Origin of the sequence: Streptomyces sp. ID05-39B (assembly GCF_033794725.1) — a bacterium.
Classification (GTDB): Bacteria; Actinomycetota; Actinomycetes; order Streptomycetales; family Streptomycetaceae; genus Streptomyces; species Streptomyces bobili.
In genome coordinates, this window is the sequence record NZ_JARGEF010000012.1 from 21,530 (window position 1) to 48,154 (window position 26,625).

The window sequence follows — 26,625 nt, forward strand, 5'->3', positions numbered from 1 at the left end:
GCTTCGTACGCGCAATTTCCCGTGAAATTGCACGAGGACATCGTCAGCGTGGATAATAGCCCTGTCGTCAACCGCAGTTCCACCGCCTTGTACTGACGTTGCCTCAGGGAGATGCCGTGTCATCACCTGCGCAGTTCCGGAGTCCCGGGTCCGTCCGCGGCCTGTCCAGAACGGCCGTGCTGCACCTCGCGGGCAGCCGGGAAGGATTCGCCGCAGCACGGGACTTCACCCACCGCACGCTGGACGGCTGGTCCCTGGAGCACTGTGCCGACGACGCGCTCACCGTCGTCACCGAGCTCGCCGCCAACGCCGTCCTGCACGCCCTGCCGGACCCGCCGGAGGATGACGGGGACGTACGGCTCAGGCTCTCGCTGCGCCGTTCCCACCTGGTGTGTGCCGTCACCGACCCGAGCAACGACCTGCCCGTCTACCCGCACGCCGGAGAAGACCCCCTGCTGGAGCACGGCCGTGGACTGCACCTGGTCGAAGCCCTCTCGGAGCACTGGGGCTGGACCCGCCGCTCCCCCGTGGGCAAGACCGTCTGGGCCATGCTCCCGACCCGTACCCACACCTGACATGACTGCCATCAAGAGATCCACGCCGCTCGAGGACCTCGGCCATGTGCCCTGGCCCGAGATAGCCGACTCGACCGGGTCCGCCGAAGCCATCCCGGTCCTGCTGACCACCGTCGCCCGCGGCGACGCCGACACCGCCGGGCCCGCGCTCGGCCAACTGCGCCAGCGCATCTGCCAGTACGGCTTCGTGGTGGGCCAGGCGACGGCGGCCACCGTGCCCTTCCTCTGGGAACTCGTCCGGCTCCCGCAGGTCACCTGCCGCGTCGAGATACTGCACCTGCTGAAAAGCATCGCCGACGCCCGGCAGTGGGAGACCACCGCCGCCGCCTACCCCAAGCTGCTGCGCCGCCGCGAGAAGTACGTCGAATGGGAACGCGACGCGCGCCACGCCGTCCGGGCCCAGCGCGGCGTCCTGCGCCACCTGCTCGACGAACCGGACCGCGACCTCGTCCGGGCCAGCAGGGAACTCGACGCCACACTGACCGACCGGTGACCCGTCGGGTTGTGGGCCATGAGCAACCCTGACCGCGCGCCCGTGCCCAGCGTGTGCGGCGGACGCGGATTCGTCGTCGCCGCGCCGCAGCCGCGCACCGAGTCCACGAACTGATCGAGGACGGCGTCCGGAGCGGCGTTTTCCGCGCACTCAACGAGCACTTCGCCGCCCAGGTCATGGCGGTCACCATCGACGCGGGCCAGTCGGGGATCTTCCTGGAAGGCACCGGCCTGACCGCCGGCGACGCCTTTTCCGAACCGAGGTCAGGTCAGTCGGGCTGAGGCGCGGTCAGGACGGGGGTCGCGCCTGGGTCTGGGCGGCCCGGAGGTCTGCGAGCAGCTCGGCCTGTCCGGCCAGGACCCCGGACAAGATGGTGCGCGCGACCCGCAGCAGCTCCGCGATGTACGGGCTGGTCAGCGAGTAGTACACGGTCGAGCCCTCCTTGCGGGTCACGACGAGGTTCGCGCGGCGCAGCACGGCGAGCTGCTGCGAGAGATGGGCCGGCTCGATGCCCACCTCGGGCAGCATCTCCGCCACCGCGTGCTCGCGTTCGCTGAGGAGTTCGAGGACGCGGATGCGCGCCGGATGGCCGAGCGTCTTGAAGAACTCGGCCTTCAGTTGGTACAGCGGCGTGCTCATCGTGCCGTCCCCCCGCGAAGAGCGGTGACCAGTGCGTCAGTTGCCAAGATTAGCGACTCCGCAGGTGTGCGCCGTCACCGCGTTCAGCTCCGGGGGACCGGCACGTCCGCGGTCGGCCACCCCGTCGTACGCCACTCGTGGCGGCCCTCGGGCGCCTCGCCGTGCGGGGTGCCGTGGGCCGCGAGCGCGCCGGCCAGGTCGGCGTGCACGGGGATGGGCGGGCAGTCCCGGTCGGGGACGAGGGACCCGTCGGCGGGGATGGCGGCCAGCTCCAGAGGGCGGCCGGCCGCGGCGAGACGTCGCGCGGCCTCGATGATCGTCAGTTGTCCCTCCGCCGACCAGCTGCGCAGTCCGGTCAGGTCGACGATGACCGGACCGCTCCCCCGTCCCACCACCCAGCCGATGGCACCGGTGAAGCGGCGGACCGCGTCCGGGCCCAGGTATCCCGAGACGGACAGGATGCCGAGGTCCTGCTCGACGGTGTAGCGCCATTCGATCGTCATCGTCGTCCGTTCCTGGTGGGGTGGGAAGGCTCAGAGGGGGAGGGTGATCCAGATGCTCCTGCCCCGGCCGTCGGCGTCGGTGCGCAGGACCGCGGTGCCGCCCAGGCCGAGGGCGGGTTCCATGACGGTGGTGTCGCCCGGGAGCACGCCCGCGACGCCGTTGCCCGCGACCCGCAGGCCGCCCGTAGCGCCACTGGTGGCCGCGCGTGGAGCGGCGAGGGGCAGGGGTGACGCTCGTGCACGGCGGAGGCGAGCGGGCCGGCGCCGGCCGCGTGGATGGCCGTCAGGTGCGGGGAGGGCACCGCGGCGTGCCGGACGCTGGGGGTGACCGGTTCGCCGAGGATCAGCGGGGCCGGGTCCACGGTGGGGTGGCGCGGGCCCAAGCCCCACTCGGTCGTCGCCTGCTCGGCTGTCTCCCGGACCGTCCAGGCTGCGGACGGCATCGGCGGCGGGGTGAGGACGTGCCGGTGGTGCAGGGCTGCGCGCCGGGTACTCATCCGACGGTCCCCCCTGTTTCCTCGCCGACGGACCGGGCCGGCCGGCCGGAGAGGGACGGCATGAAGCCGGCGCCCTCCAGGTAGAGGTGGGCGGCCTTGATCGCCTCGGGTGTGCCCGCGTACTCGCGTCCCTGCAGGCGCAGCAGTTCCAGCGCGCCGACCGAGTCCAGGACCTGTCGCTGGCCGGCGCGGATCCCGGACGTCATGACGACGATGCCGCGCCGGTGGAGTTTCTCCACGGCGTCCTTGAGGACGAGGGCGCCGGTGGCGTCGATGGTGGTGACGCGGGACATGCGCAGGATGACGACGCGTACGTCGGCGACCTCGGCCAGTTCCAGCAGGAAGCGGTGGGCACCGGCGAAGAACAGCGGTCCGTCGATGCGGTACGCCACGATGTGCTCGGCGAGCAGAGCGTGTTCCTCGGCGCTGTGGTCGCCCCGGTCGAGCGGGACCTCTTCGAGCCGTGCCTGCTTGGCCACCGCGCGCAGGGCGAGGGCTCCCGCGACGACCAGGCCGATGATCACGGCGTACACGAGGTCGAGCGCAAGGGTGGCGACGGCGGTGAGCACCAGGATCAGGGCGTCGGAGCGGGTGGCCCTCGCCATCGCCCGCAGGGAGCCGACCTCGACCATGCGGACCGCGGTGGCCAGGAGGACTCCGGCGAGCGCGGCGAGCGGGATCCTGGAGACGAGGGGCGCGGCGGCGAACACGATCGCCGCGAGGACCGCCGCGTGGGTGAGCGCGGCGAGGCGGGATCCGGCGCCGGTGCGGACGTTGACGGCGGTGCGGGCGATGGCCCCGGTCGCGGGCACGCCGCCGAACAGCGGGGCGGCGAGGTTGGCGAGGCCCTGGCCGAAGAGCTCGCGGTCCGGGTCGTGTTTCTGTCCGACGGTCATGCCGTCGGCGACGGAGGCCGACAGCAGCGATTCGAGGGCGGCCAGGGCGGCGACCGCGACGGCCGGGGCGAGCAGGGAGCCGAGCGTGCCCGGGTCGAGGAAGGCGAGGGAGGGCGCGGGCAGGCCGGACGGGAGGTCGCCGATCGGCTTCGCCGCGTCGAGTCCGGCCGCTTCGGCCACGACGGTGGCCGCGATGACGGCGAGGATGGAGAAGGGGACGGTGGGCCGCCAGCGGGCCCCGGCGAGCATGACGGCGGCGACGGCCAGAGCGATGGCGGCGGCGGTCCAGTTGGGGTTCTTCGTGAACTCCTCCACCGCGTGCCAGGTCACCACGAGGACGCGGTCGCCCTCCGGCTCGGGCACCCCGAGCGCGTTCGGGATCTGTTGCAGGCCGATCACGCAGGCGATGCCGAGGGTGAAGCCCTCGACGACGGGCGCGGGCACGTACTGCATGTATGTGCCGGCTCTGAGCAGGGCGAGGGCGACCAGTATCGCGCCCGCCATCAGCCCGACGGTCAGCACCCCGGTCGGTCCGTGTGCGGCGACGATCGGCACGAGCACGACCGTCATCGCGCCGGTCGGCCCGGACACCTGGAGGTTCGAGCCGCCGAACACCGCGGCGAGCGCGCCGGCGACGACCGCGGTCGCAAGGCCCGCCTCGGCGCCGAGCCCGGAGGAGACGCCGAAGCCGAGGGCGAGCGGCAGTGCGACGACCGCCACGGTCAGGCCCGCGAGAAGGTCCCGGCGTGGATCGCGGCGCAGTTCCGCCAGATCGCCCCGGCCGGGCAGCAGGGCGGCGATCCGGCCCCGGATCCGCGCGAGAGCGGACGTCATCGGGTGGTGACCTCGCCGTCCCGCAGCTCGGCCAGCAGCTGGTTCTGCCCGGTGAGCATCTCGGTGAGGATCCGGCGCGCGGCCTTCATCAGGTCGGCGACGTCACCGCCGGCCAGCGCGTAGACGACCGTCGAGCCCTCCCGGGTGGAGGTGACGATGCCGGACCGGCGCAGTACGGCCAGTTGCTGGGAGAGGCTGGAGGGTTCGACCTCGATGGCGGCGAGCAGGCCGCGCACCGGCATGGGGCCGTCCTGGAGCAGCTCCAGTACGCGGATACGTACCGGATGCCCCAGCATGCGGAAGAACTCGGCCTTGGCCTGGTACAGCGGAACGGACACGGTCCCTCGACTTCCCCGACGGCGCCCCCACCGGGGCGAGCGAAGGCCGCGCTCACGACTACCTGCGAACACGACCAACACAGCATCTAGGCAATTGCGAAATTTTGCAATTCAGCATCCGGTGGATGCGCCGCCGGGAAGCTCATGGGGAGGGCTCGGAGGGCTCAGCCCTTCCTGACCACGCTGGACTTCAGCTGCATCGCGCCGAAACCATCGATCTTGCAGTCGATGTCGTGCCCGTCGACGCCGTCGACCAGCCGGATGTTGCGCACCTTGGTGCCGGCCTTGATGCCGGAAGGGCTCCCCTTGACCTTGAGCGCCTTCACGACGACCACCGTGTCGCCGTCCTTCAGCACATTGCCGACGGAGTCCTTGACGACCTGCTCGGCGGGGGCGCCGGAGTCCGTGCCGTCCTCGGCGGGCACCCATTCGTGGCCGCACTCCGGGCACACCACCAGGGCGTTCATCTCGTAGGTGTACTCGCAGGAGCACTGGGGACAGGGAGGAAGGTTCTCGTTCACGCGGCCAGCGTATCCGGCGTTCCGACGGTGGCCCGCCGCGCTTCAGGGCGATAGTAGCCATGTACATAATCGCCATGTACGGTATGGGCATGAGCAAGGGTTCCGAAGGGGCGACGCCCGGATATCTGGTGTGGCGGCTGTCCACGAAGTGGCGGGTGGCGGTGGACCGTGCGGTGGCACCGCTCGGCCTCACCCACGCGCAGTACGCGATCGTCGCGTCACTGCACGGCATGCGGCACGCCGGTGAGCGCCCCAGTCAGCGGCGGCTCGCCGACCACACCGGCCTCGAACCGCTGTACGTGTCGAAGCTGGCCCGCGCCCTGGAGTCCGCGGGGCTGATCGAGCGCACCCGTGATCCGCGCGATCCGCGCGCGGTGCAACTGGCGCTCACCGAGCAGGGCGTGGACGTCACCCGGCGGGCCATCGGGATGGTGCACGGGCTGCTGGAGCAGCTGACGCGACCGCTCGGCGGCCTGGACAGCGCCCGCACCCGCACCTTCGCGAGCGAACTGGCCCTCCTGCTCGACGCACCCCTGGAACCACCGCACGACAGCACGGCACAGACCATCACTGACGAGAGCAGCAAGGGGAAGTCATGACCACCACCACCGCACCTCCCGTCGACAGCCGTGTCATCGGCCTGGCCCACTACGCCGCCCGCGCCGTCCTCGAGCGCGTCCTGAGCCGCCACGGAGTCACGTTCCAACAGCAGCTCACCCTCCGGCCGGCCGTCGCCGACGGCCCCCTCGACCGGGAGGCGCTCGCCGGCCGGGTCGTCGCCTCCCTCAAGATCGACCCCACCGAGGCACACGCGGTCATCGGGGAGCTGGTGACCATGGGCCTGCTGGCGGCCGACGGGGCGAGCATCCGCGCCACGGACGCCGGTCGGGCCCTGCACGACACCGTGACCGCCGAGACCGCCCCGGTCACGGCCCGGATCTACGCCGGGATCCCCGCGGAGGACCGGGCCGTCGCCGGCCGCGTGCTCACCAGGATCACCGAGCGGGCGGAGGCGGAACTGGCCGCCATGTAGCCGGGTGACCCGGTCGGGCATGCGGTGGAATTTTCAACCTTCCGGCGCGGTTGTGGCGGTCGAAGGAGGCCACGAGTGGACATCACCTACGACACCGAGTACTACGCCCACGGAACGCCGGCCGAGCGCTGGGAGCGGGCGCGGCTGTTCTTCGACGCCAAGGAGTACACCGCCGCCGCGCGGGTCCTGGCGGGGCTGGTCGAAGAGGTGCCGGATCAGAGCGGACCGCGGCTGCTGCTGGCCCGCGCCTACTACCACTCGGCCCAACTCAGCCGCGCCGAGACCGAGTTGCGCGCCATCGTGGAGCGTGACCCGGTGGAGCACTACGCCCGCCTGATGCTGGGCCGCACCCTGGAGCGGCAGGGGCGGCACGCGGAGGCCCGCCCGCACCTGAGGATCGCCTCGGCGTTCACGGGTGACTTCGCGCAGGCCTGACAGGACGTCCGGCCCGCAGTGGCCCGGCGGTGCGCGTCACCGCCGGGCCGCTCCGTCGTGCCGGACGCGCTCAGACGGACGTCCGCCGTCCCCTGCGGTGGGCCAGCTCCCCGAGGACGACGTCCACGGCGAGGAACACGGCGAGCGGTATGCCGAGGAGCGGCAGGAAGTAGCCGAGCACGGCGATCGCCGCCATCAGCGGCACCATGACGTACGGCGGGACCTGTGCCCAGGCGCCGCGCGGGATCGGCCGCCCGAAGGCGGAGCCGCGGCCGCGCTGCCACCACATGCGGTAGCCCCACACGATCAGCAGGATCAGCGCGAGCGCGAGTCCCATCAGGGCGATCTGGTTGGCCAGGCCGAACAGGACGCCGGTGTGCAGGTCGATGCCCCAGCGGGTCAGCTTGGCGAGCACCGGGAAGTCGTCGAACCGCAGCACGTCGGTGACCTCGCCGGAGGCCGGGTCGACGGCCACGGCGTCCTGCTTGGTGGGCCAGCTGCGCTGCACCTGCCGTACGACGTACGCGGATCCGGCGTCGGCGGGCGGCACGATCTCCACCGGGTCGCCGAGGCCCTCGGTGCGGGCGGCGGCCAGGATCCTGTCGAGGCCGACGCCGTGCTCGCCGTCGCCGCCGTCACCGCCGGCCGCGTCATGGCCGGCGTGCTCGCCACCGCCCGCCGCCGAGGAGACGGCCGGGGTGGACTGGCCGAGCGAGGTGCGCAGTTCGTCGATGTGCGCGCCGGCGTACTGGGACCAGGTGAGCCCGGTCGCGGAGAGGAAGAAGAACCCGGCGGCGGCCCAGACGCCGACCGTGCCGTGCAGGCCCAGGGTGCGACGACGGCCGCCTGTGCCGCGGACCTTGCGCAGGGCACGGCGGCGGGAGAACCACAGCGCGACGCCGCCGCCCGCGATCACCCACAGCCAGCTCGCGGCCAACTCGCTGTAGAGACGGCCGTTCTCGCCGAGGCGGAGGTCGCGGTGGAACTCGTCGATCCAGGTCCGCAGCGGCAGCGCGCCGGTCGAGCCGTACTGATCCAGCGCGCCGCGGACCTCGCCGGTGTAGGGGTCGACGAACACGGCCAGGGAGTGGGTCGCATCGACGCCCTCGACGCCGGAGAGCAGCACCCGGGTGGAGGCGTCGGCTCGCGGGGAGGGCCGTACGGCCGTGACCGTGCCCTCGGGGTGGGCCTTGCGGGCGGCGGCGACCTGCTCGGACACCGGCAGCTTCGCGTCGCCGACGGGGACGGTCGTCTCGTGGGCGTAGACCAGCTTCTCGGCCTGGAAGGCGCCCGCGTAGAGGAAGCCGGTGAGGGCGGCGACGAGGAGGAAGGGGGCGACGAGCAGGCCGGCGTAGAAGTGCAGGCGCAGGACGAGCGGACGCAGCGGGGCCCACGGGCCGCGGGGTCCCGGCGCGGGTTCCGCGGGCCGCGGGGCCTGGTCCGTGGTCGAGGGAGCGATGGACATCGGCGGGCTTCTCCGGTGGTCGGTGGGGACGTATCAGCCGTGACGGAGCAGTAGTCGGACCGCGGTCCCGCCGAGTTCCCGGCCACTTCGGTGACCTGCGTCACAGTCGTCGTGGTCGTGGCATGCTGGCCGGATGGCATCTCCCAGTCCTCGCGCACCTCTTGCCGAGCGGGTCGAGGAACTCCTCGCCGCCGGCGGCCCGTTGCCGATCGTGGCGGCCGGCGATCCGGTCCTGCGCACCGGCACCGAGCGCTACGACGGTCAGCTCGGCCCCGCGCTGCTGGCCCGGTTCGTCGAGGCGCTGCGCCTCACCATGCGGGCGGCGCCGGGCGTGGGCCTCGCCGCGCCGCAGGTCGGCGTGGAGCTGCGGATCGCGGTGATCGAGGACCCGGCACCGGTGCCGCAGGAGGTGCGGCTGGCCCGCGGACGGGTGCCGCAGCCCTTCCGCGTTCTGGTCAACCCCGCCTACCGGCCGGTGGGTTCGGGCCGCGTCGCCTTCTTCGAGGGCTGCCTGAGCGTGCCGGGCTGGCAGGCCGTTGTGGCCCGGCACGCCGAGGTGCGGCTGACCGGCGAGGACGAGAGCGGCCGGGCGCTGGACGAGGAGTTCGGCGGATGGCCCGCCCGCATCGTGCAGCACGAGACGGACCACCTCGACGGCCTGCTCTACCTGGACCGGGCCGAGCTGCGCTCGCTGTCCGCCAACGAGACGGTGGCCCGGCGCTGGGCGCAGCCGACACCGCAGGAGGCAGCCCGCGCGCTGGGCTTCGGGCTGCCGTGACCGGACCGGTACTCGGTACGTCAGTTGTCGCGGAACGCCTCCAGCAGGCGCAGCCACACCTCGCTGAGCGTCGGGTAGGACGGCACGGCGTGCCACAGGCGGGCGACGGGGACCTGGCCGGCGACGGCGACGGTCGCCGAGTGGATCAGTTCCCCGACGCCGGGGCCGACGAAGGTCACACCGCGCAGGATCTCCTCCTCCAGGTCGACGACCATGCGGGCGCGGCCCTTGTAGCCCTCGCCGTACAGGCCCGCACCGGCGACCGAGGAGAGGTCGACGTCGACGGCGCGGACGCGGTGTCCGGCCTGTTCCGCCTCCGCGAGGGAGAGGCCGACCGCGGCGGCCTCCGGGTCGGTGAAGACGACCTGCGGGACGGCGGCGTGGTCGGCGGTGGCGGCGTGGGCGCCCCATGGTCCGGCGTCCAGGTCCGTGGCACCCGAGGCACGGGCGGCGATCGCCGCGCCGGCGATACGGGCCTGGTACTTGCCCTGGTGGGTGAGGAGGGCGCGCCGGTTGACGTCGCCGACCGCGTAGAGCCACTCGCTGCCGGTGACGCGCAGGCTGTCGTCGACCGGCAGCCAGGAACCCGGCTGCAGGCCGACCGTGTCGAGGCCGAGGTCGTCGGTGCGCGGGGCGCGGCCGGTGGCGAAGAGGATCTCGTCCGCCTCGATCCGGTCGCCGGTGTCGGTGACGACCACGACCGTGCCGTCGGTGCGGGTCACCGACTTCACCGAGGTCCCGGTGCGCACGTCCGCGCCGGCCGCGGTGAGCGCCTCGGCGACCAGTTCGCCGGCGAACGGCTCCATGCGGTTGAGCAGGCCCTTGCCGCGTACCAGGAGGGTGACCTGCGAGCCGAGGGCCTGCCAGGCGGTGGCCATCTCGGTGGCGACCACTCCGCCGCCGACCACGACCAGGCGGCCGGGCACGGACTGGGCGCTGGTCGCCTCGCGGCTGGTCCACGGCCCGACCTCGGCCAGGCCCGGCAGATCGGGCAGGACGGCCCGGGTGCCGGTGCATACGGCGACGGCGTGCCGGGCGGTCAGCACCTTGTCGCCGACGGCCACCGTGCGCGGGCCGGTCAGGCGGCCGTGACCGCGGTAGAGGTCGGCGCCGATGCCGTCCAGCCAGCCGACCTGGCCGTCGTCCTTCCAGTCCGAGGTGAAGTAGTCGCGGTGGGCGAGGATCGCCTCCGCGTCGAGGGGGCCCTGTACCGCCTGGCGCAGGCCGGGCAGGCGGCGGGCGTCGGCCTGGGCGATGACCGGTCGCAGCAGGGCCTTGCTGGGCATGCAGGCCCAGTAGGAGCATTCGCCGCCGACCAGTTCGCTCTCCACGACCGCGGTGGTGAGGCCGGCCGCACGGGTGCGGTCGGCCACGTTCTCCCCCACGGGCCCGGCCCCGAGCACCACGACGTCGTACGCGATGGTTTCCGTTTCCGTCATGGGGTCAGTCTGGTGGGTGGTGTGCGGCGTGGCCACACGGGTAGGGGCGCGGAATACGCGACCGGCCTGCCGTGTTGGCGAGGTCGGCTTGACCCCATGCCGGGAGGACCCCGGCAGGAAGCACCGGGAAGAGGGAATCACGTCATGAGCAGCACCGTGGAGCTCACCAAGGAGAACTTCGACCAGACGGTCACCGAGAACGACTTCGTCCTGATCGACTTCTGGGCGTCCTGGTGCGGGCCGTGCCGTCAGTTCGCCCCGGTCTACGAGAAGGCCGCCGCGGAGAACACGGACCTGGTCTTCGGCAAGGTGGACACCGAGGCCCAGCCGGAGCTGGCCGCGGCCTTCGGCATCCAGTCGATCCCCACGCTGATGATCGTGCGTGAGCGGGTCGCGGTGTTCGCGCAGCCGGGCGCCCTGCCCGAGGCCGCCCTGACGGACGTCATCGGGCAGGCCCGCAAGCTGGACATGGACGAGGTCCGCAAGTCCGTGGCGGAGCAGCAGGCGCCCCAGGGCGAGTGAGCCCCGGAACCACAGCTAGAACGGGTACGGCGCCACGTCGCCGCGCACCGTCGTCCAGCGCACGTCGGTGAAGGCCTCCAGGTTGGCCTCGCCGCCGAAGCGGGCGCCGGTGCCGGAGGCGGCGACCCCGCCGAACGGCGCCACGGCCTCGTCGTTGACCGTCTGGTCGTTGATGTGCACGATGCCGGTTGGGATGCGTTCGGCCAGGTCGAGCCCGCGGGCCGGGTCGCGGGTGACGATGCCCAGGGACAGTCCGTAGGAGCTGGCGGCTGCCAGGGCGGCGGCCTCCTCGGGGGTGCGGAAGGCGCGGACCGGGGCCACGGGTCCGAAGACCTCCTCCGCGTAGGCGGGGGTGCGGTCGTCGACGCCCGCGAGGACGGTCGGGCGGTAGTAGAGGTTCTCGTGCGTGCCGCCGGCCGCGAGCTTGGCGCCGGCCGCCGTGCTGGCCTCCACCAAAGCGTGCACCTTGGCCAGTTGGCCGCTGTCGATGAGCGGGCCGAGGTGGACCTGCGCGCGGTGCGGGTCGCCCACTGCCAGGGCGTCGGCCTTCGCCGCGAGCCGCTCGACGTACTCCTCGTAGAGCGAGGCGTGCACGAGGTGGCGGCCGGTGGTCATACAGATCTGGCCCTGATGGAAGAAGGAGCCCCAGGCGGCGGTGGAGATCACCGCGTCGAGGTCGGCGTCCTCCAGGACGATCAGGGCGGAGTTCCCGCCGAGTTCCAGGTGTGCGCGCTTGAGGTGGCGTCCGGCGGCCTCGCCGACCGCGCGGCCGGCCGCGGTGGAACCGGTGAAGGAGATGACCGGGACGCGCGGGTCGGCGACCAGGGCCGCGCCCGTCTCGGCGCCGCCCGGCAGGATCTGCAGCAGCCCTTCGGGGAGACCGGCCTCGGCGAGGACCGCGGCCAGGGAGAGACCACCGCAGACCGCCGTGCGCGGGTCCGGCTTGAGCAGGACCGCGTTGCCGAGCGCCAGGGCCGGCGCGACCGAGCGGATCGACAGGATCAGCGGGGCGTTGAACGGGGCGATCACACCGACGGCCCCGACGGGGACGCGCCGGGTGTACGACAGCCGGGGCGCCTCGGTGGGCAGGACCTGGCCGGCCGGGCGGGAGGCGAGGGCGGCGGCCTCGTAGCACTCCTGGGCGGCGACGTGCAGTTCGAAGTCGGCCTTGCCGGGTATGGACCCTGACTCCCGTACCAGCCACTCGCGCAGTTCACCGGCGTGCGCGCCGAACAGGTCGCCGGCCTTGCGCAGCACCGCGGCGCGGACGAAGTGGGGGGCGCGGGCCCACTCGGTGCGGGCGGCGAGGGCGGCCTCCGCGGCCGGGGCGACGTCCTCGGGGCCGGCCAGGACCACCGTGGCGAGACGGTCGCCGGTGGCGGGCTCGGTGACGGGGTGCGCGGGGCCCGACAGGCCGCCGGACTGCCAGGTCGTGGGGTCGAGCAACGGCATGACGGCTCTCCGATCTGTGACCCACGGGACGTACCGGAGGGAACGGAGGTCCCGTGTGTGCGCCGCCGGTCGGGCGGTCGCGTGGCGGGATGCGGTGATCCGGGCAGCCGGGCGAGCTGCGTCCGGTGTCGAACGCGGTCCCATCTGGTTGAGCGTGCAACATCCTAGTCGTCGGGTGGCGGAACCGGGCGGGCCGCGACGCGCGACCTTCGGCCGTGCCGGTCAGGGGCGACCCGCTCGGGCGCCGGTCACGTCGAGTCCCGCTGAACCACCGTAGCCTCGAACAGTTCGTACGACTCGGGGGTGGCGGCCGGGTTGCGGACCGCCCGGTCGACCAGCTCGGCGAGGCGGCGGGCCGAGGGCAGCGCGATCCGGACGGTGCTCAGGCGCGGGCGCAGCAGCCTGGCCAGCATCAGATCGTCGGCGCCGATGACGGCCACGTCCTCGGGGACGCGCACGCCCTCGTCCTGGAGGGCGCTCATGAGCAGCATCGCGTACTCGTCGTCGTAGGCGAAGACCCCGTCCAGGCCCAGGTCGTGCCAGCGGGCGGCGAGCGCGGCCGCGGACTCCTCGGTGTAGGCCAGGGACAGCGCGGTGACGATGGCGCCGGTGCCGTGCACGGCCTCGCGGGCGCCGTCGAGGCGCGGCGCGGAGAACGTCTGCGTGCCGGGCTCCTCGGGGACCACCACGCCGATACGGCGGCGGCCTCGCGCGTACAGATGGCGTGCGGCGCCCCGGCCGACGCCGGCGTGGTCGGTGAGCAGGGCATGGGCACCGTCGACAGGCTCGGTGCCGAGGGTGACCACGGCGCGGGCGCCGGACCGTTTGAGCACGGCGACGCCGCGCGGGCCGAGGCCGGGACCGGGCACCAGGACGGCCACGGGCCGCAGTTCGGCCCAGGCGCGGGCGGCCTCGTCCCCGCACAGGCCGCTGTTGCCGTACTGGACGACGGTGTAGTCGAGGCGGCTGAGAGCGCCCTGGAAGTCATGCACGAACTGGCTGTGGAGGGGGCCCGCCGGGACGGGCGGGGCGGGCATCAGGACCATGCGGCTGTGTCCGGCGCGCAGGCTGCGGGCCGCCGCGTGCGGCACGTACCCGAGTTCCTCGGCGGCCCGGTGGACACGGCGGCGGGTGGGCTCGCTGATCCGGACGGCGCCGGTGTTGTTCAGGACGTAGGAGACGGTCGCGCGGGAGACGCCGGCCAGGCGGGCCACGTCGGCGCTCGTGGGCACGGAGCGCGGCGCCGACGGCGATGTCGGCGCGGGCGTGTTCGGTATCTGCACCATGACGTACGGCATCTTGGCAGAAGCGGGGGCGGGGGTTTTGGGCGGGGGAACGCTCAAATCGTCCGTGTTTGGACTAACAGTGCCGCGGCCGGCGGTCGTCCGTGTCGTGAACGACGCTGCCGCGGCCGGCGGTCGTCCGTGCTCCGGCGAAGCGGTTCGTGGCCGGGGCCCGGCTCAGCTCCCGGTGATCCGGTCGACCAGGTCGGTCCAGCCGGTTTCCAGGCGGACCGGCGGGGTGGCGCACTGACGGACCAGGTGGTGGATCAGGGGCGGGTTGAGGTAGCCCAGCAGGGTGTGGGCCAGGAGGTCCGCGTCTGCGTCCGGGACCGCCTGACGCAGCAGCAGGGCGAGGTGGCCGTGGTGCAGGCGGTGGACCGGGCTGGTGAAGCGGCGGTCCGGGCCCCCCTCGGCCGCCAGCAGCAGGTCCAGCTCTTCGATGGCGCGCCGCAGGTAGGCGATGCCGAACGCCCGCAGGCGCTCCGCGGGTTCGGCGCCGGGACCGAGCGGCGGGGGTCCGCCGAGGAAGGCCGCCTGGAAGTTGCGCTCGGAGTGGTCCAGCAGCGCCGTCAGCAGTCCGGTGCGATCGCCGAAGCGGCGGAAGACGGTCCCCTTCCCGACGTTCGCCGCGGCGGCCACCGCCTCCATGGTGACCCCGGCCGCACCGTGCTCGGCGACCAGCCGGGCGGCGGCGTCGAGCAGCCGGGCGCGGTTACGGGCAGCGTCGGCGCGCAGGCAGGGTTCGTCCTCGGCGGACCCGAGCTGGAGCAGTTCGAGGCCGTCGAGGGGTGTCTCGGGTCCGGGGAGGGGCGGCAGGAGGGCGGACATGAACTCAGCGTAAAGCACCGGGAATGAAACTGGACCGCGGTCCGGTTATGGTGCTAGAACAGTGAAGCGGACCCCGGTCCGGTTCCGTTACGACAATGTTCCAGCCTTTTGGGAGTGACCCATGTCTGTCCGCATCCTCGCGCTCGTCGGCAGCCTCCGCGCCGGTTCCACCAACCGTCAGCTCGCCGAGGCGGCCGTCAAGGTCGCTCCCGAGGGCTCCGAGGTCGCCCTGTTCGAAGGCCTTGCCGAGATCCCGTTCTACAACGAGGACCTCGACGTCGAGGGCAGCGTGCCGGCCGCCGCCGCCAAGCTGCGTGAGGCCGCCCAGGCCGCCGACGCCTTCCTGCTCTTCTCCCCCGAGTACAACGGCACCATCCCCGCCGTCCTGAAGAACGCCATCGACTGGCTGTCCCGCCCGTACGGCGCCGGCGCCTTCGCCGGAAAGCCCGCCGCCGTGGTCGGCACCGCGTTCGGCCAGTTCGGCGGCGTGTGGGCGCAGGACGAGGCCCGCAAGGCCGTGGGCATCGCCGGTGCCAACGTGATCGAGGACCTCAAGCTGTCCATCCCCGGCTCCCTGACCCGCTTCGCCGAGACCCACCCGGCGGACGACGCCGAGGTCGCCGCGCAGCTGACCGAGGTCGTGGCCCGCCTGCACGGCCACGCGGGCGAGACCGTCGCCGCCTGATCCCCGTAGCGGACAGCGACATGGCTGAGCAGCGGAGCTGAGCGCACAGGGGCCCGGAGTCCTCTCCGGGCCCCTTCCGGCGCTTCCGTGTGGCGCATCCGTGTGGCGGGGTCCGTGTGGCGGGTCCGCCAAAGACGCGGTCCGGCGGCCGGTCCGCCGCGGACTCAGTCCAGCTCCGCCAGCCGCTCCACCGCCGGGCCGACGAACCGCTCCAGCCATCCGGACGTCTCCCCAAGGCTCGGGGCGATGATCACCGTGTCCACGCCGAGCTTGGAGTAACCGGACACGTCCCGCAGAAGGGCGTCCAGGTCCTCCTCGGTGGCCGCCTCGCCCGTATAGGTGAGCGTCTTGAGGATCGTGCCGTAGTCGCGGTCCTCCGCCTCGCAGTGGCCGCGCAGGACGTCCAGCTTGTGGCGGACCTCCTCGGGCGAGGAGGCGAACAGGTTGCAGGCGTCGCCATAGCGGGCCACCAGCCGCAGCGTCTTGCGCTCGCCCCCGCCGCCGATGAGGATCTCCGGGTGCGGCGTGCTGACCGGCGCCGGGACGCACAGGGTCTCGGCCAGCCGGTAGTGCCGGCCCTCGAAGGGCCCGTTGTCGGCCGGGTCCCACATCTGCCGGCAGATCCGCAGGGTCTCCTCCAGCCGCTCGAACCGCTCGGCGACCGGCGGGAACGGCACACCCAGACCCTCGTGCTCACGGTCGTACCAAGCCGCCCCGACGCCCAGCCAGGCCCGGCCGCCGGACACCACGTCGAGCGTCGTGGCGATCTTGGCGAGCAGGCCGGGATGCCGGTACGTCACTCCGGTCACCAGCGCGCCGAGACGGACCGTGCAGGTGTGCGCCGCGAGGAACGCCAGCGTGGTGTACGCCTCCAGCATGGGCTCCTCGGCGCCGCCGTTGAACTCCATCTGGAAGTAGTGGTCCATCACCGACAGCCGGCTCACCCCGGCCGCCTCGGCGGCGGCCCCGACCGCGGCGAGTTCGGCGCCGAGCGCGGGACCACCCCCGGAGTTGCCGAACTGGTTGATGTGCACACCGACACGCATGTCCTTCTCCGTTCACCGGCCGTCCTCAACAACCGTGACGACGCTAGATGCTGGAGCGCTCTCCAAGTCAAGAAGAGATCCCGCAACGCGCCGCACGCGGGAAGCCGGTCGACCCCTGCGCGACGAACGTCGCTGCCGGGGCGACCGCACCCCGTCCTGTCCCACCGGGCTGACGGGATGCGGACTCTTCGTCGGCGACTCCTGCGGCCGATGCCCCGCATCGGCGTCCAGGTGACCGACATCGCGCGGACGCGGCCACCACGCCGTGGCGGGCCCGGCCTGCGGCGGTATCCGCCGGACGGCGGGCGGATTCCGCCGTCCGGCGGGCCTCCGCCCGGCGCGGGGGAGCCGAGGATGGCGGGACGAGCCGCCGCGTTCGCGCGAAGGAGACACCATGACGACCGTCCCGCCGCCCTTCGACCCCGAACTCGCCGCCGCCCTGGAACTGATCCAGGACAAGATCACGCCCGGCATGAGCATGGAGGAGACATCGAGGCCGTCCGGCAGTCGCCGGGCATCGCGCTGCTGGCCGAGGAGGACCTGACGGCCGGCGGCGCGTTCGAGGTCGAGGACCGGACCGTGCTCCGGCGCCGAGGGCTCCCCGGAGAGCTCGCTGCTGATCTGCCGGCCCACCGCCCCGGCCCCCGACCGGCCTCGCCCGGTGGTCTGGCCTGCTGGGCCGGCCGACCCGCACACCCCGGGGCCGGCTGCGTCTGCACCTCGCGCTGACGTTGCGGAGGCTGCCGCGGGGGTAGGTCCGCGGGCGGCCCCGGAGGGGGCGAGCCGGCGTTCAACCGTTCGGTTGAACGCGGATTACCCCGGACGCCCGGTCTCCGCTCCGTCCGCAGGACGCGCGTCTCGCTCGCGCGGCGGAAGAATCGGCGGTGACCGTGGCGCCCGGTCACCGACACCCCCCCGTTTCCTCCCCCTCAGAGAGGTCCTCAGCATGCCCATCTCCCCCAGCAGGCGGCGTCTCCTCACGACCGGAGCCGGTGCCGCCCTCGGTATCGGCGCGCTCGGTCTCGGCTCCGGCCCCGCGGCTGCCTCGCCCGCCGCGGCCTCTCCGCAGCAGCGGTCCGGCGGTGCCGAGGAGACCAGGTCGCTCGACGAGCTGTACCAGGCGGCGCTGGCGGAAGGCGGCAAGCTCGTCCTCTACGCCGGCGGGGACACCCCGACCCAGCAGGACGGCGCCAGGGCGGCCTTCCTCCGCCGCTTCCCGGACATCGACCTGACGCTGGTCGTCGACTACAGCAAGTACCACGACGTGCGCGTCGACAACCAGTTCGCCACCGGCACGCTGGTACCCGACGTCGTCCAGCTCCAGACGGTCCAGGACTTCGTCCGCTGGAAGGCGCAGGGCCGTCTCCTGTCATACAGGCCCGCCGGGTTCTCCCAGGTCCACGACGGATTCAAGGACCCGCAGGGCGCCTGGGTGGCCATCGGCGTCATCGCCTTCGGCGCCGTGTACGGGACCGACGCCGTCGGTGCGGACGCGCCCCGCACCCCGCTCGACCTGATCGACCCGAAGTGGAAGGGCAGGATCGCCTCCTCCTACCCGCACGACGACGACGCCGTCCTCTACCTGTACGCGCAGTACGTCAAGCGGTACGGCTGGGAGTGGGCGGCGAAGCTGGCCGCGCAGGACGTCCAGTTCGCGCGCGGCAGCCACACGCCCGGCGTGGCCGTCCGCAGCGGGCAGAAGGCCATCGGCATCGGCACCTCGGGGTCGCTGAACTCGCCCCCGTCGTCGACACAGCGGTTCGTCGTCGCCGACGGGCACCCCTTCATGGCGTGGGGACAGCGGGCCGCGATCCTGCGGCAGGCCGCGCACCCCGCCGCCGCCCGCCTCTACCTCAACTGGCAACTGTCCACCGCCCAGCAACAGGCCTCGTTCAACGGCTGGTCGGTGCGCACCGACATCACTCCCGCGGCCGGTCTCAAACCGATCTGGGAGTACCCCGACGCCCACGTCGACGGCTTCCCCCGCTTCATGGCCGACCGGGCCGAGGTCGAGCGCTGGAAGCAGACGTTCGCCCTGTACTTCGGCGAGGTGACCGGCGCCCCCACGCCGGGGACGCTCGGCCTGCACCCGGGCGCGTAGCGGCGAGCCCCGTCCTTCACACCCGCCCTACAGGCGACGGATAGACTCGGCCCCCCTGTTCGAACAGATCATCGTCCAAGGGAATCCGTCGTGCCCGACCGCGCTCCCGCCCGCCCCGCTCCGACGGCCGCCCGCGGGAGCCGTTCGGCGTTGCCGTTCCTCGCCCACCTCACGTTCTTCCTGGTGGTCGGCGCCGGAACGGTCCGGCTGGTGGAGCTGCGGGCTCCGCTGTGCCGGGACATCGTGGCCGTCAGCGCGACGCTGGCGCTGGTGTACGCGAGCGGTCCCGCCGCCTGGGACCGGCTGGGGCGGTTCGGCCGGCATCTGTGGACCGGGGCGCTCGTCCTGTTGTGGGGCGTCCTCGTCGTCCTCGCGCCGCCTTCGCTCACCACCGCCTACGTGTGGTGCGCGGTGCCGCTCGCCTGTGCCGCCCTGCGGGCCCTGGACCGGCGGGCGGCCGGGGTGGCGGTGGGCGCGCTCACCGTCGTACTGGCCGCTCAACTGGTGCGCAGCAGCGGCGGGTTCGACGCCGAGGTGGTGCTGATCCCGGTGGCGGCCGTGTGGGGCACGGTCGCCCTGTACCGCGCTCAGCAGCGGGAAGCCGTGGAACGGCAGCGGCTCGTCGAGGAGTTGCGGGGCACCCGCGACGTCCTGGCGCGGCAGCAGCGGGAGGCCGGGGTGCTGGCCGAGCGGGCCCGGATCGCCCGGGATCTGCACGACACGCTGGCCCAGGAACTCGCGGGCGGCGTGATGCTGTTGCAGGCGGCGGACCGGGACTGGGACGCGCGGCCCGGCGTGGCCCGTACCCGGATCCGGGCGGTCGCCGACGGGCTGCACGCCAACCTGGGCGAGACCCGGCGGATCATCAGCGACCTGACGCCGTCCGCGGTGGACGAGGCCGGTCTGGAGGGCGCGCTGCGACTGCTGTGCGCGCGGGCCCAGGCCGAGGGCGCGGCGGCCAGGGTGCGGTTCCGGCCGGTCGGCGCGGCCGGTTCGGCCCTGGACGGTCCGGCGACCGCGGCACTGTTCCGGGTCGCGCAGAGCAGCCTGGCCAATGTGCGTGAGCACGCCCGCGCGGTGAACGTCCAGGTCACCCTGCGGCGGGAGCCGGACCGGGTGGAGCTGGAAGTGCTGGACGACGGGGCCGGCTTCGATCCCGCGTGCGCCGGCTCCGGGGCCCTGTCCCACGGCTCCCGCGGATTCGGGTTCCCCGCCGCGAAGGCGCGGCTGAGCGAGTGCGGCGGAGACCTGGACGTCGGCAGCGCTCCCGGACGCGGCACCCGGGTGCGCGCCGTGGTGCCCGCCCCGCCGCAGACCGGCCCTGCCGGTTCGCCGGCGGGTTCGCCCGGTTCGGCGAGTGCGCCCGGTTCGGCGAGTGCGGCCGGTTCGGCGAGTGCGGTGGCCGCCCGGTGACCGCCGCGCCGCTGCGCCTGCTGATCGCCGACGACCACGCCGTCGTACGGGCCGGGCTGCGCGCACTGCTGGAGGGGGAGCCGGATCTGACGGTGGCGGGCGAGGCGGGCAGCGCCGAGGAGGCCGTACGGCTCACGGCCGCACTGCTGCCGGACGTGGTGCTGATGGACCTGCGGTTCGGGGCGGGCGGCGCCCCGGGGATGGACGGGGTGGCGGCGGTGCGCCGGCTGGCGGCCGAGGCGCCCGGCATTCCCGTCGTCATGCTGACCAGCTACTCGGGCCGGGCCGACGTCGTGCGCGCGCTGGAGGCGGGGGCCCGCGGATACGTCCTCAAGGCGGGGCCGCCGGAGGAGCTGTTCCGTGCCGTACGGGGTGCGGCGGCCGGCGCGCTGGGGCTCGCCCCGGAGATCGTGGGCGGCCTGGTCGGTCAAGTGCAGGACGCCCAGCGGGAGTTGAGCGGGCGGGAGGTCGAAGTGGTGCGGCTGCTGGCCGAGGGCCTCGGCAACCGGGCGATCGCCGAGGCCCTGTTTCTGAGCGAGGCCACCGTCAAGACGCACCTCGTGCGCGTCTACCGCAAGCTCGGCGCGGACAACCGGGCGGCCGCGGTGTCGGAGGCGGTCCGCAGGGGGCTGCTGGACCTCGCCTGACGAAACCGGCCTGATTCCTGCGGCGGGTGCGGGGCCGTAGCGGTGGAACGCCCCGCACCCGTGCCGGGACTCAGGCCTTGGCCTGCGCGGGCTCGGGCGCCGCGCCGGTCTCCTGCGTGCCGGAGGCGGCCGGGCGGACGCCGGGGATGAAGCACGCGATGGCCGCGGAGACCAGGGCGAGGCCGCCGCCGACGAGGAGCGCGGTGCGAAAACCGTCCTCGGAAGCGAGGCTGACGCCCCCCGAGGTGGTCGTCATCTGGGCCAGGATCACACCGACGACGGCGGCGCCGATCGAGGTGCCGAGCGACCGCATGAGGGTGTTGAAGCCGTTGGCGGCGGCGGTCTCCGACACCGGTACCGAACTCATGATGAGGGCGGGCATCGCCCCGTAGGCGAGGCCGACGCCGCTGTTGATGACGATGCCCACGACCATCAGACCCCAGGCGGAATCCATCAGCGCCATGGACAGGCCGTAGCCGGCGGCGATGACCAGCGCGCCGCAGACCAGGGTGAACTTCGGGCCGCGGGCGTTGGTGAGCTTCCCCCCGAGGGGGGCGACGAACATCATCATGATGCCGCCGGGCGCCATCCACAGGCCGGTCGCCAGCATCGACTGGCCGAGGCCGTAGCCGGTGGCCTCCGGGAACTGGAGCAGCTGGGGCATGACGAGCATGCTCGCGTACATGGCGAAGCCCACGAAGACGGACGCCAGGTTGGTGAGCAGCACCCGCGGGCGGGCGGTGGTGCGCAGGTCGGTCAGCGGGTCGGTGGTGCGGGTCTCCCAGAATCCCCAGGCCACGAAGACGACGACGGCGGTGGCGAACAGGCCGAGCGTGGTGGCCGAACCCCAGCCCCAGTCGGCGCCCTTGGAGACGGCGAGCAGCAGGGAGACCAGGCCGGCGGCGAGGCCGAGCGCGCCGGGCAGGTCGAAGCGCTGGCCCTTGGCTCCGGCGGGCACGTCGGGAATCAGGAACCAGATGAGCAGGGTGACGGCGACGGCCATGCCGGCCGAACCCCAGAACAGCACGCGCCAGTTGGCGTACTGGGCGATCGCCGCGGCGATGGGCAGGCCGAGGCCGCCGCCGATGCCCATGGAGGCGCTGACCAGGGCGATCGAGGAGCTGAGCTTCTCCGCGGGGAGGACGTCGCGGAGCAGGGCGATGCCGAGCGGCAGCATGCCCATGCCCATGCCCTGGAGTCCACGTCCCACGATCATCGTGACGACGTCGGAGGCGAGGGCGCACACCACAGAGCCCACGATCAGCGGCACGGCGCAGGCGAGGAGCATGCGCCGCTTGCCCAGCAGGTCGCCGAGGCGGCCCACGACCGGCACGCAGACCGCCGCGGCCAGCAGGGTGACCGTGATGACCCAGGCCGCGTTCGAGGACGAGGTGTCGAGGATCTGCGGCAGCTCGGCGATGAGCGGGGTGACCAGGGTCTGCATGATCGCGGCAGTGACGCCGGCGAGCGCGAGCGTGGCGACCACGCCGCCCGCGCGGGCCGTGGGCTGGGGGGCGTCCATGGGTGGACTCCTCGGCTTTCTCTAGGGGGTTCGGCCCGTTCGGCCAGGGTTCCGGGAAGAGCACCGGACGACGGAACGAGCACGGTGAGGGAACGAGCACGGAACGAAGGATGTGCATCATACATGTCTTATGTATCAGCCATGTGATGTGGGGCGTGCAGAACGGTGTGCCAGGATGGAGCGGCCGCCGCCGGGACGGGCCCCGGGGCAGCCGCACGAAACAGGAGGCTCGGGCACATGCAGAGGCCGACGCACGAGGTCGAGTACGAGCAGATGCTGCTCAGCCGCCATACGTTCCTCAGCCGGCGCGGGGGCCGCCGCACGGACGCCGTCCTGGAGCGCAGCGCCTACATCCTGCTGAGCCGGATCCGGGTGCAGGGCCCGATGTCCATCGGGGAACTGAGCGATGCCTTCGGCCTGGACGCCTCCACCCTGAACCGGCAGACCGCGGCGGCGGTGCGTGCGGGCCTGCTGAGCCGGATTCCCGATCCGGAGGGCGGAATGGCCCGCAAGTTCCGGCTGACGACGGAGGGCGAGCGGCTGCTCGACGAGGAGCGGCGGGGCATCGTCGAGGTCCTGGACCGGGTGATGGCGGACTGGTCGCAGGACGACATCACCGCGTTCGCGTCCTACCTCAAGCGTTTCAACAACGGCATCGAGGCCATCGGCGGGCGCCCGTGGCCGCGCCCCTCCGCGCAGGACGACGAGACCGGCGGCTGACGCCGGCCGCCGTGGTCAGCGGGGGCTGGTTCCCGCGGCCGGTAGGAGCCCCCGCTCCGGGTGGGCGCGGTAGGCCGCGGTTCGGATCGTGGGCGGCAGCAGGGGCCGTCGGGGTGCTGCTCGGTCAGCCGGGCCAGGACCCGGTCTCTCACGACGCCCCGGCCGTCCTCGGCCGAGGTGACGGTGAGCCGTACCGGCTCGGTGGTGTCGCCGATGCCGTCCGGCCGCCGTACCGAGAGACTCGCGAACGGCTCCTCGGGTCTGCCCGACGCCCGCTGGGCGCACCGCTCCCCCACACAGACCCCTACGACGGCCGCGTCCGCGCCCCCGAAGTCGGCGGGCGGCCACGCACGCCGACGGCCGAGTCCATGTCCGCCTGTGTGCAGGCCACTCCCCGGCCGTTGAGCGAGCACCCCGACAGCGCGCCGGCCAGGCACAGGACGGCGAGCAGCCGGACCCTCACCGCGCACGTCCCGACCGGGCGACACGGAAGCCGACGTCGTCCACGCGGAAGGTGGGATGGCTGCGGCGCCGTACGGAGGCGCGGCAGCTCCAGTGTTCGTCGAACCAGCCGCCGCCGCGCAGCACGCGGTAGCTGCCGTAGACCTCGGTGTCGTAGTGGTCCCAGCACCACTCCCAGACGTTGCCGAGCATGTCGTGCAGGCCCCACGGGTTGGGGAGTCTGCCGCCCACCTCATGGAGGCGTTCCTGCGAGTTGCCGCGGTACCAGGCGATGTCGTCGAGGGCGCCGTAGCGCGGTCCGGTGGTGCCGGCGCGGCAGGCGTGCTCCCACTCGGCCTCGGTCGGCAGCCGGTATCCGTCGGCCGTCGCGTCCCGCCCGGCGCTCCCGCCGTCGGCCGCGAGATCGTAGACGGGGGCCAGGCCCTCGGCGTGGGACAGGGCGTTGCAGAAACGGACCGCGTCCCACCAGGAGACGCTCTCCACGGGCAGCCCTCGCGGGCCGTCCGGCGGCCCGCCGGTGATCCGCGCGTACAGCTCCCGGGTGACCGGGTACACCCCGATGCGGTACGGGGCGAGGTCGACGGTCCAGCTCCGGCCGGTCCGCCGGTCCGCCAACGTGACCCGGCCCGCCGCCACGTCGACCATCCGGTCCCCCGCCTGCACGTCCATGGGCCGATGATCTCACCGGCGGGCGGCGGGCCCCGCCGCGTTCACCAACTTCTGGCCACGGAACGCAGAGCGATCCAGCTGTCGCGTACCCGGGCGTAGTCCATGGTCAGCTGAAGCCGCTGGTCCTCGGGGGCGTCGTCCCCGGTCGCGCGGGTGACGACACGGCCCACGAGGCGTGCCGTCCCGCCGTCGACCACGACGGTCACGGTCTTCTCCTCGATCCCGAGGGGGACGAACGTCGCCGCGCGCAGGTCCGCCAGCCACTCGGCCTTCTGCTGCCGGTCCCCCGTGGTCTGCGTCAGGGTGAACCCGTCGTCGAGCAGGGCGTCGAGCGCGACGGTGTCGCCGTCGGCCATCGCCCGCAGATGGGCCCGGTAGGCGTCGATGACCTCCATGCGGGTGTTGACGTCGGCTGAGGGGTTCATACGGGCTCCTGTCGTCGTGCCCCGTCTCCGCCGCCGGCTCACCCCGGCAGGGTCGCCGTCACCGCGCGGCAGTCGTGGGCGTACCTCGGCGCATGCCTGTCAGTGATCATCATGGCTGCTCGGATCACCCCGTGCTCGCCGCACCGCCGCCGACAGGGCCGCTCGGGTCCGGGTGCCACGCCGGACTCAGGTCCGCCTCGCGGAGTCGTGCTGCCTCGTCGTGCGGGCGGGTCGGCCCTGCCGAGGCCTGCGGTGATCACCGGCGCGGCCGGGCGGTCCGCCCTACGGGGCCTCAACAGTGTGACAGACGGCCATACTTGACGGAGCGGGAGAACGTCCCGTGGTGGTACGGCACGAGGAGGCGGCGATCCGGTGAGCAGCGACAACCCTGGACTGGCGAAGGCCGAGGTACGGCTCAAGTGGGATCCCAGCCCCTGGAACGAGCCACCTCACCACCTCGACATCATCGCCACGACCTACTCGGCGGACGATCCCCACGGACGGCCGGTGTACGTCGTCCACTTCGACAGCCGTTCACCCGACGGCACCATCAACATGAACCGGCACAGCCAGACCGGCCAGGGCCTCGGCTATGTCGAGGAGATGACGCTGGAACTGGATCGCCTGGCGTCCTCCTTCGCACGCGTGGTCGTGGGTGTGGTGATCCACCAGAACACCGGTCCGAAGACCTTCGGCGACCTGACCAACGCCGGGGTGCTGGTCCTTCACGGCTACAAGGAACTGCTCAAGGACGACTTCGCGCAGGTCGCCGGGTCCACCGCCACCACCGTCGCGGAGTTCACCCGGGACACCGCCACGACGTGGACGTACCGCGAGATGGTCCGCGGGTTCGACTGCGACCCCGTGACCTTCACGGCGGAGATGGGCGCGGTGTCGTAGCGGCGGTTCCGCCCGCGGCGTGGCGGCGGCTTCCACAACGCGGCGTGGCGGCGGGCTTCCACAACGCGGCGTGGCGGCGGCTTCCGCAACGCGGCTGCGGCCCGCGGCGCAGGCGGGTGGTGCGCCCGTCTGCTCGCCGCCGCCCGGACCGCTCAGCCGGCCGGCGGGAGGCCGTCACGGCGCGCGAGTGCGGCGGCCAGGAGAGCCACGAGTGTGACGGGGCGTCAGGCAGCCACGCGAGGGGACCGGCGGGCGCACGCAGAACTGCCCGAGTGGCGCACCGCCGAGGCTTCGGCCAGGCGGCTCCGCCGTACGTTTCCTCCGGCTCGTCACGCCGACAGCGGACGGAGAACGCGCAGGCGAGCCGATCGAGGGCGTACGGAACCTACGGGGGCGTCAGGCCTGGGATTCCGTGAGCGCCGGGCCGGGCAGCAGGAGAACGGCGTCCGAGGTCACCGTCTGCCCGCATCCGGTGCACACGAGCCGCTCTCGGACATTGCCACCGCATCCCGCGTGACCGGCGATCCGCGACGGGCCGGCCGGGTCCTCGGCGTGCTCATCGCCCCAGTGCATCAGGGAGAGGAGGGCGGTGAGCAGGTCCTCGGCCTTCCTCGTCGGCCGGTACTCGTAGCGGGCGGGCCGCTCCTGGTAACAGGCCCGCTCCAGCAAACCGTCGTCGACCAGTTTGGAGAGACGGTTGGTCAGCACGTTGCGAGCGATACCCAGGCTGTCCTGGAACTCCTCGAACCGGCGCAGGCCCAGCTGTGCGTCCCGAATGATCAGCAAGGTCCAGCGCTCACCGACGACCTCCAGGGTCCGGGCGATGGAGCACAGCTGATTTTCGTAGGTCCTGCCCAACATGCCGCCAAAGCTAGCACGTTGCACCAAGCAACTGACAACGACGGACGCCGGACGCCGGACGCCGGACGCCGGACACGGGCACGGCCGCGGGGCTCACACGTTGAAACCGATCAGTTTACAGCGGGTCACCGTGCACGGGTCGCCCCCCTACACCGGGACAGCACTCTCCTCGGGCTTCTTCTCAGCCGGGATGCGGTACAGCCCCTTGCCGTCGTACCAGTTCGTCACGCCGAACCCGAACAGCACGCCCGCCGCGAGTCCGACGGCCATCATCACCCAGGCACGGGTCAGGCCGGCGTCGGCCTGGGCGTCACAGTAGAGGATCGAGCGGAGCCCGCCGGTGAGCTGCCGCAGCGGCTCGAACTCGGCGAGGAAGCGGTGGAAGCCGGGCAGCGCCTCGGGGGGCGTCGGCGTGTGAGCACCTCGGACGAGCGGCAGGACCCGGTGCCGCCCTTGCGGGGAGTACGGATGGTGTCAGGCGTTCAGGCACCGGGAACTCCGAAACCGATCGGTTTCGGCGCCATCGTAAACCGCTCGGTTTTGCTGATCAGAACGAGGCGGCTCCACGAGGTCCCCGAGCGAGGACGAGCCGGCCACGTCAGGTCACGTCGGACGAGATCAGGTCCGACGTGACCTGATGTGA

28 protein-coding genes and 2 pseudogenes are annotated in these 26,625 nt (G+C 73.0%); 14 read left to right on the forward strand and 16 right to left on the reverse strand.

Annotated elements, in window-relative coordinates:
• Positions 1-116 precede the first annotated feature (116 nt).
• Both P1P75_RS05160 and P1P75_RS05165 read left to right on the forward strand, forming a co-directional pair.
• Entirely contained in the window at positions 117-575 is a 459-nt protein-coding gene (locus tag P1P75_RS05160) for an ATP-binding protein (protein ID WP_319252210.1), read from the forward strand.
• A 1-nt stretch (position 576) separates the two neighbouring features.
• On the forward strand, positions 577-1,068 hold the full coding sequence (locus P1P75_RS05165) for a hypothetical protein (protein WP_319252211.1): 492 nt from the start codon (positions 577-579) through the stop codon (positions 1,066-1,068).
• 288 nt (positions 1,069-1,356) lie between these two features.
• Here P1P75_RS05165 and P1P75_RS05170 read toward each other — a convergent pair whose 3' ends face one another.
• From P1P75_RS05170 to P1P75_RS05190, 5 genes are all read right to left on the reverse strand, one after another.
• A complete protein-coding gene (locus P1P75_RS05170; protein ID WP_319252212.1) occupies positions 1,357-1,707 on the reverse strand; it encodes a metalloregulator ArsR/SmtB family transcription factor in 351 nt (116 codons plus the stop codon).
• Positions 1,708-1,790: 83 nt separating this feature from the next.
• Positions 1,791-2,210, reverse strand: a complete 420-nt coding sequence (locus P1P75_RS05175; RefSeq protein WP_319252213.1) for an anti-sigma factor antagonist — start codon at positions 2,208-2,210, stop codon at positions 1,791-1,793.
• Positions 2,211-2,703: 493 nt separating this feature from the next.
• Positions 2,704-4,437, reverse strand: a complete 1,734-nt coding sequence (locus P1P75_RS05180) for a SulP family inorganic anion transporter (protein ID WP_319252214.1) — start codon at positions 4,435-4,437, stop codon at positions 2,704-2,706.
• Positions 4,434-4,775 (reverse strand): metalloregulator ArsR/SmtB family transcription factor, encoded by a 342-nt coding sequence (locus P1P75_RS05185; RefSeq protein WP_319252215.1) that lies wholly within the window; start codon positions 4,773-4,775, stop codon positions 4,434-4,436. The genes P1P75_RS05180 and P1P75_RS05185 overlap by 4 nt, the downstream gene beginning before the upstream one ends.
• A 164-nt stretch (positions 4,776-4,939) precedes the next feature.
• Positions 4,940-5,296: a zinc ribbon domain-containing protein YjdM gene (locus P1P75_RS05190; RefSeq protein WP_319252216.1), complete on the reverse strand. Its 357-nt coding sequence runs from the start codon at positions 5,294-5,296 to the stop codon at positions 4,940-4,942.
• Positions 5,297-5,385: 89 nt separating this feature from the next.
• Between P1P75_RS05190 and P1P75_RS05195 the strand changes: the two genes are divergently transcribed.
• The 3 genes from P1P75_RS05195 to P1P75_RS05205 all read left to right on the forward strand — a co-directional run bounded on the left by P1P75_RS05195 (position 5,386) and on the right by P1P75_RS05205 (position 6,764).
• Positions 5,386-5,895, forward strand: coding sequence for a MarR family transcriptional regulator (locus P1P75_RS05195; protein WP_319252217.1), 510 nt, complete (start codon positions 5,386-5,388; stop codon positions 5,893-5,895).
• A complete protein-coding gene (locus P1P75_RS05200; RefSeq protein ID WP_319252218.1) occupies positions 5,892-6,329 on the forward strand; it encodes a MarR family transcriptional regulator in 438 nt (145 codons plus the stop codon). The genes P1P75_RS05195 and P1P75_RS05200 overlap by 4 nt, the downstream gene beginning before the upstream one ends.
• A 75-nt stretch (positions 6,330-6,404) precedes the next feature.
• Entirely contained in the window at positions 6,405-6,764 is a 360-nt protein-coding gene (locus tag P1P75_RS05205) for a tetratricopeptide repeat protein (protein ID WP_319252219.1), read from the forward strand.
• A gap of 70 nt (positions 6,765-6,834) precedes the next feature.
• Here the strand turns inward: P1P75_RS05205 and P1P75_RS05210 are convergent, their stop codons facing one another.
• The gene (locus P1P75_RS05210; RefSeq protein WP_319252220.1) at positions 6,835-8,229 is read right to left on the reverse strand and encodes a PepSY-associated TM helix domain-containing protein; all 1,395 of its coding nucleotides are present in this window, start codon (positions 8,227-8,229) and stop codon (positions 6,835-6,837) included.
• 133 nt (positions 8,230-8,362) lie between these two features.
• Between P1P75_RS05210 and P1P75_RS05215 the strand changes: the two genes are divergently transcribed.
• Positions 8,363-9,007: a peptide deformylase gene (locus tag P1P75_RS05215; protein WP_319252221.1), complete on the forward strand. Its 645-nt coding sequence runs from the start codon at positions 8,363-8,365 to the stop codon at positions 9,005-9,007.
• Positions 9,008-9,027: 20 nt separating this feature from the next.
• On the opposite strand, the gene P1P75_RS05220 is transcribed toward P1P75_RS05215, so the two are convergent.
• Positions 9,028-10,446 carry an NAD(P)/FAD-dependent oxidoreductase gene (locus P1P75_RS05220; RefSeq protein WP_319252222.1) on the reverse strand — a complete coding sequence of 473 codons (1,419 nt, stop codon included), beginning with the start codon at positions 10,444-10,446 and terminating at the stop codon, positions 9,028-9,030.
• A gap of 144 nt (positions 10,447-10,590) precedes the next feature.
• Between P1P75_RS05220 and trxA the strand changes: the two genes are divergently transcribed.
• Positions 10,591-10,968: a thioredoxin gene (gene trxA / locus P1P75_RS05225; protein ID WP_319252223.1), complete on the forward strand. Its 378-nt coding sequence runs from the start codon at positions 10,591-10,593 to the stop codon at positions 10,966-10,968.
• A gap of 15 nt (positions 10,969-10,983) precedes the next feature.
• On the opposite strand, the gene P1P75_RS05230 is transcribed toward trxA, so the two are convergent.
• The 3 genes from P1P75_RS05230 to P1P75_RS05240 all read right to left on the reverse strand — a co-directional run bounded on the left by P1P75_RS05230 (position 10,984) and on the right by P1P75_RS05240 (position 14,531).
• Entirely contained in the window at positions 10,984-12,420 is a 1,437-nt protein-coding gene (locus tag P1P75_RS05230) for a benzaldehyde dehydrogenase (protein WP_319252224.1), read from the reverse strand.
• Between the two features lie 248 nt (positions 12,421-12,668).
• Positions 12,669-13,706: a LacI family DNA-binding transcriptional regulator gene (locus P1P75_RS05235; protein WP_319252225.1), complete on the reverse strand. Its 1,038-nt coding sequence runs from the start codon at positions 13,704-13,706 to the stop codon at positions 12,669-12,671.
• Positions 13,707-13,880: 174 nt separating this feature from the next.
• Positions 13,881-14,531, reverse strand: a complete 651-nt coding sequence (locus P1P75_RS05240; RefSeq protein ID WP_319252226.1) for a helix-turn-helix domain-containing protein — start codon at positions 14,529-14,531, stop codon at positions 13,881-13,883.
• A 121-nt stretch (positions 14,532-14,652) separates the two neighbouring features.
• Here P1P75_RS05240 and P1P75_RS05245 point away from each other — a divergent pair, with 121 nt between their 5' ends.
• Positions 14,653-15,216, forward strand: a complete 564-nt coding sequence (locus P1P75_RS05245) for an NAD(P)H-dependent oxidoreductase (protein WP_319252227.1) — start codon at positions 14,653-14,655, stop codon at positions 15,214-15,216.
• A gap of 164 nt (positions 15,217-15,380) precedes the next feature.
• On the opposite strand, the gene P1P75_RS05250 is transcribed toward P1P75_RS05245, so the two are convergent.
• The gene (locus P1P75_RS05250) at positions 15,381-16,262 is read right to left on the reverse strand and encodes an LLM class F420-dependent oxidoreductase (protein ID WP_319252228.1); all 882 of its coding nucleotides are present in this window, start codon (positions 16,260-16,262) and stop codon (positions 15,381-15,383) included.
• 394 nt (positions 16,263-16,656) lie between these two features.
• On the opposite strand from P1P75_RS05250, the pseudogene P1P75_RS05255 reads away from it, so the two are divergent.
• The 4 genes and pseudogenes from P1P75_RS05255 to P1P75_RS05270 form a co-directional block, all read left to right on the forward strand.
• Positions 16,657-16,932 (forward strand): annotated as a pseudogene (locus P1P75_RS05255) (alpha/beta hydrolase); the annotation flags it as partial.
• A gap of 276 nt (positions 16,933-17,208) precedes the next feature.
• Positions 17,209-18,363, forward strand: a complete 1,155-nt coding sequence (locus P1P75_RS05260) for an extracellular solute-binding protein (RefSeq protein WP_319252253.1) — start codon at positions 17,209-17,211, stop codon at positions 18,361-18,363.
• Positions 18,364-18,453: 90 nt separating this feature from the next.
• Positions 18,454-19,776 carry a histidine kinase gene (locus P1P75_RS05265; protein ID WP_319252229.1) on the forward strand — a complete coding sequence of 441 codons (1,323 nt, stop codon included), beginning with the start codon at positions 18,454-18,456 and terminating at the stop codon, positions 19,774-19,776.
• Positions 19,773-20,423 carry a response regulator transcription factor gene (locus P1P75_RS05270; RefSeq protein WP_319252230.1) on the forward strand — a complete coding sequence of 217 codons (651 nt, stop codon included), beginning with the start codon at positions 19,773-19,775 and terminating at the stop codon, positions 20,421-20,423. The genes P1P75_RS05265 and P1P75_RS05270 overlap by 4 nt, the downstream gene beginning before the upstream one ends.
• A gap of 70 nt (positions 20,424-20,493) precedes the next feature.
• On the opposite strand, the gene P1P75_RS05275 is transcribed toward P1P75_RS05270, so the two are convergent.
• On the reverse strand, positions 20,494-21,945 hold the full coding sequence (locus tag P1P75_RS05275; RefSeq protein ID WP_319252231.1) for an MFS transporter: 1,452 nt from the start codon (positions 21,943-21,945) through the stop codon (positions 20,494-20,496).
• A 237-nt stretch (positions 21,946-22,182) separates the two neighbouring features.
• Between P1P75_RS05275 and P1P75_RS05280 the strand changes: the two genes are divergently transcribed.
• Positions 22,183-22,665, forward strand: coding sequence for a MarR family transcriptional regulator (locus P1P75_RS05280; RefSeq protein ID WP_319252232.1), 483 nt, complete (start codon positions 22,183-22,185; stop codon positions 22,663-22,665).
• Between the two features lie 459 nt (positions 22,666-23,124).
• Here the strand turns inward: P1P75_RS05280 and P1P75_RS05285 are convergent, their stop codons facing one another.
• The gene (locus P1P75_RS05285) at positions 23,125-23,796 is read right to left on the reverse strand and encodes a formylglycine-generating enzyme family protein (RefSeq protein ID WP_319252233.1); all 672 of its coding nucleotides are present in this window, start codon (positions 23,794-23,796) and stop codon (positions 23,125-23,127) included.
• Between the two features lie 41 nt (positions 23,797-23,837).
• Positions 23,838-24,221, reverse strand: coding sequence for a nuclear transport factor 2 family protein (locus tag P1P75_RS05290; protein ID WP_319252234.1), 384 nt, complete (start codon positions 24,219-24,221; stop codon positions 23,838-23,840).
• 372 nt (positions 24,222-24,593) lie between these two features.
• Between P1P75_RS05290 and P1P75_RS05295 the strand changes: the two genes are divergently transcribed.
• Positions 24,594-25,121, forward strand: a complete 528-nt coding sequence (locus P1P75_RS05295) for a TerD family protein (RefSeq protein ID WP_266465736.1) — start codon at positions 24,594-24,596, stop codon at positions 25,119-25,121.
• 396 nt (positions 25,122-25,517) lie between these two features.
• Here P1P75_RS05295 and P1P75_RS05300 read toward each other — a convergent pair whose 3' ends face one another.
• Together P1P75_RS05300 and P1P75_RS05305 are read right to left on the reverse strand one after the other, a co-directional pair.
• Positions 25,518-25,982, reverse strand: coding sequence for a helix-turn-helix domain-containing protein (locus P1P75_RS05300; RefSeq protein ID WP_319252235.1), 465 nt, complete (start codon positions 25,980-25,982; stop codon positions 25,518-25,520).
• Between the two features lie 147 nt (positions 25,983-26,129).
• Positions 26,130-26,390, reverse strand: a pseudogene (locus P1P75_RS05305) (ABC transporter); the annotation flags it as partial.
• Between the last annotated feature and the right edge of the window lie 235 nt (positions 26,391-26,625).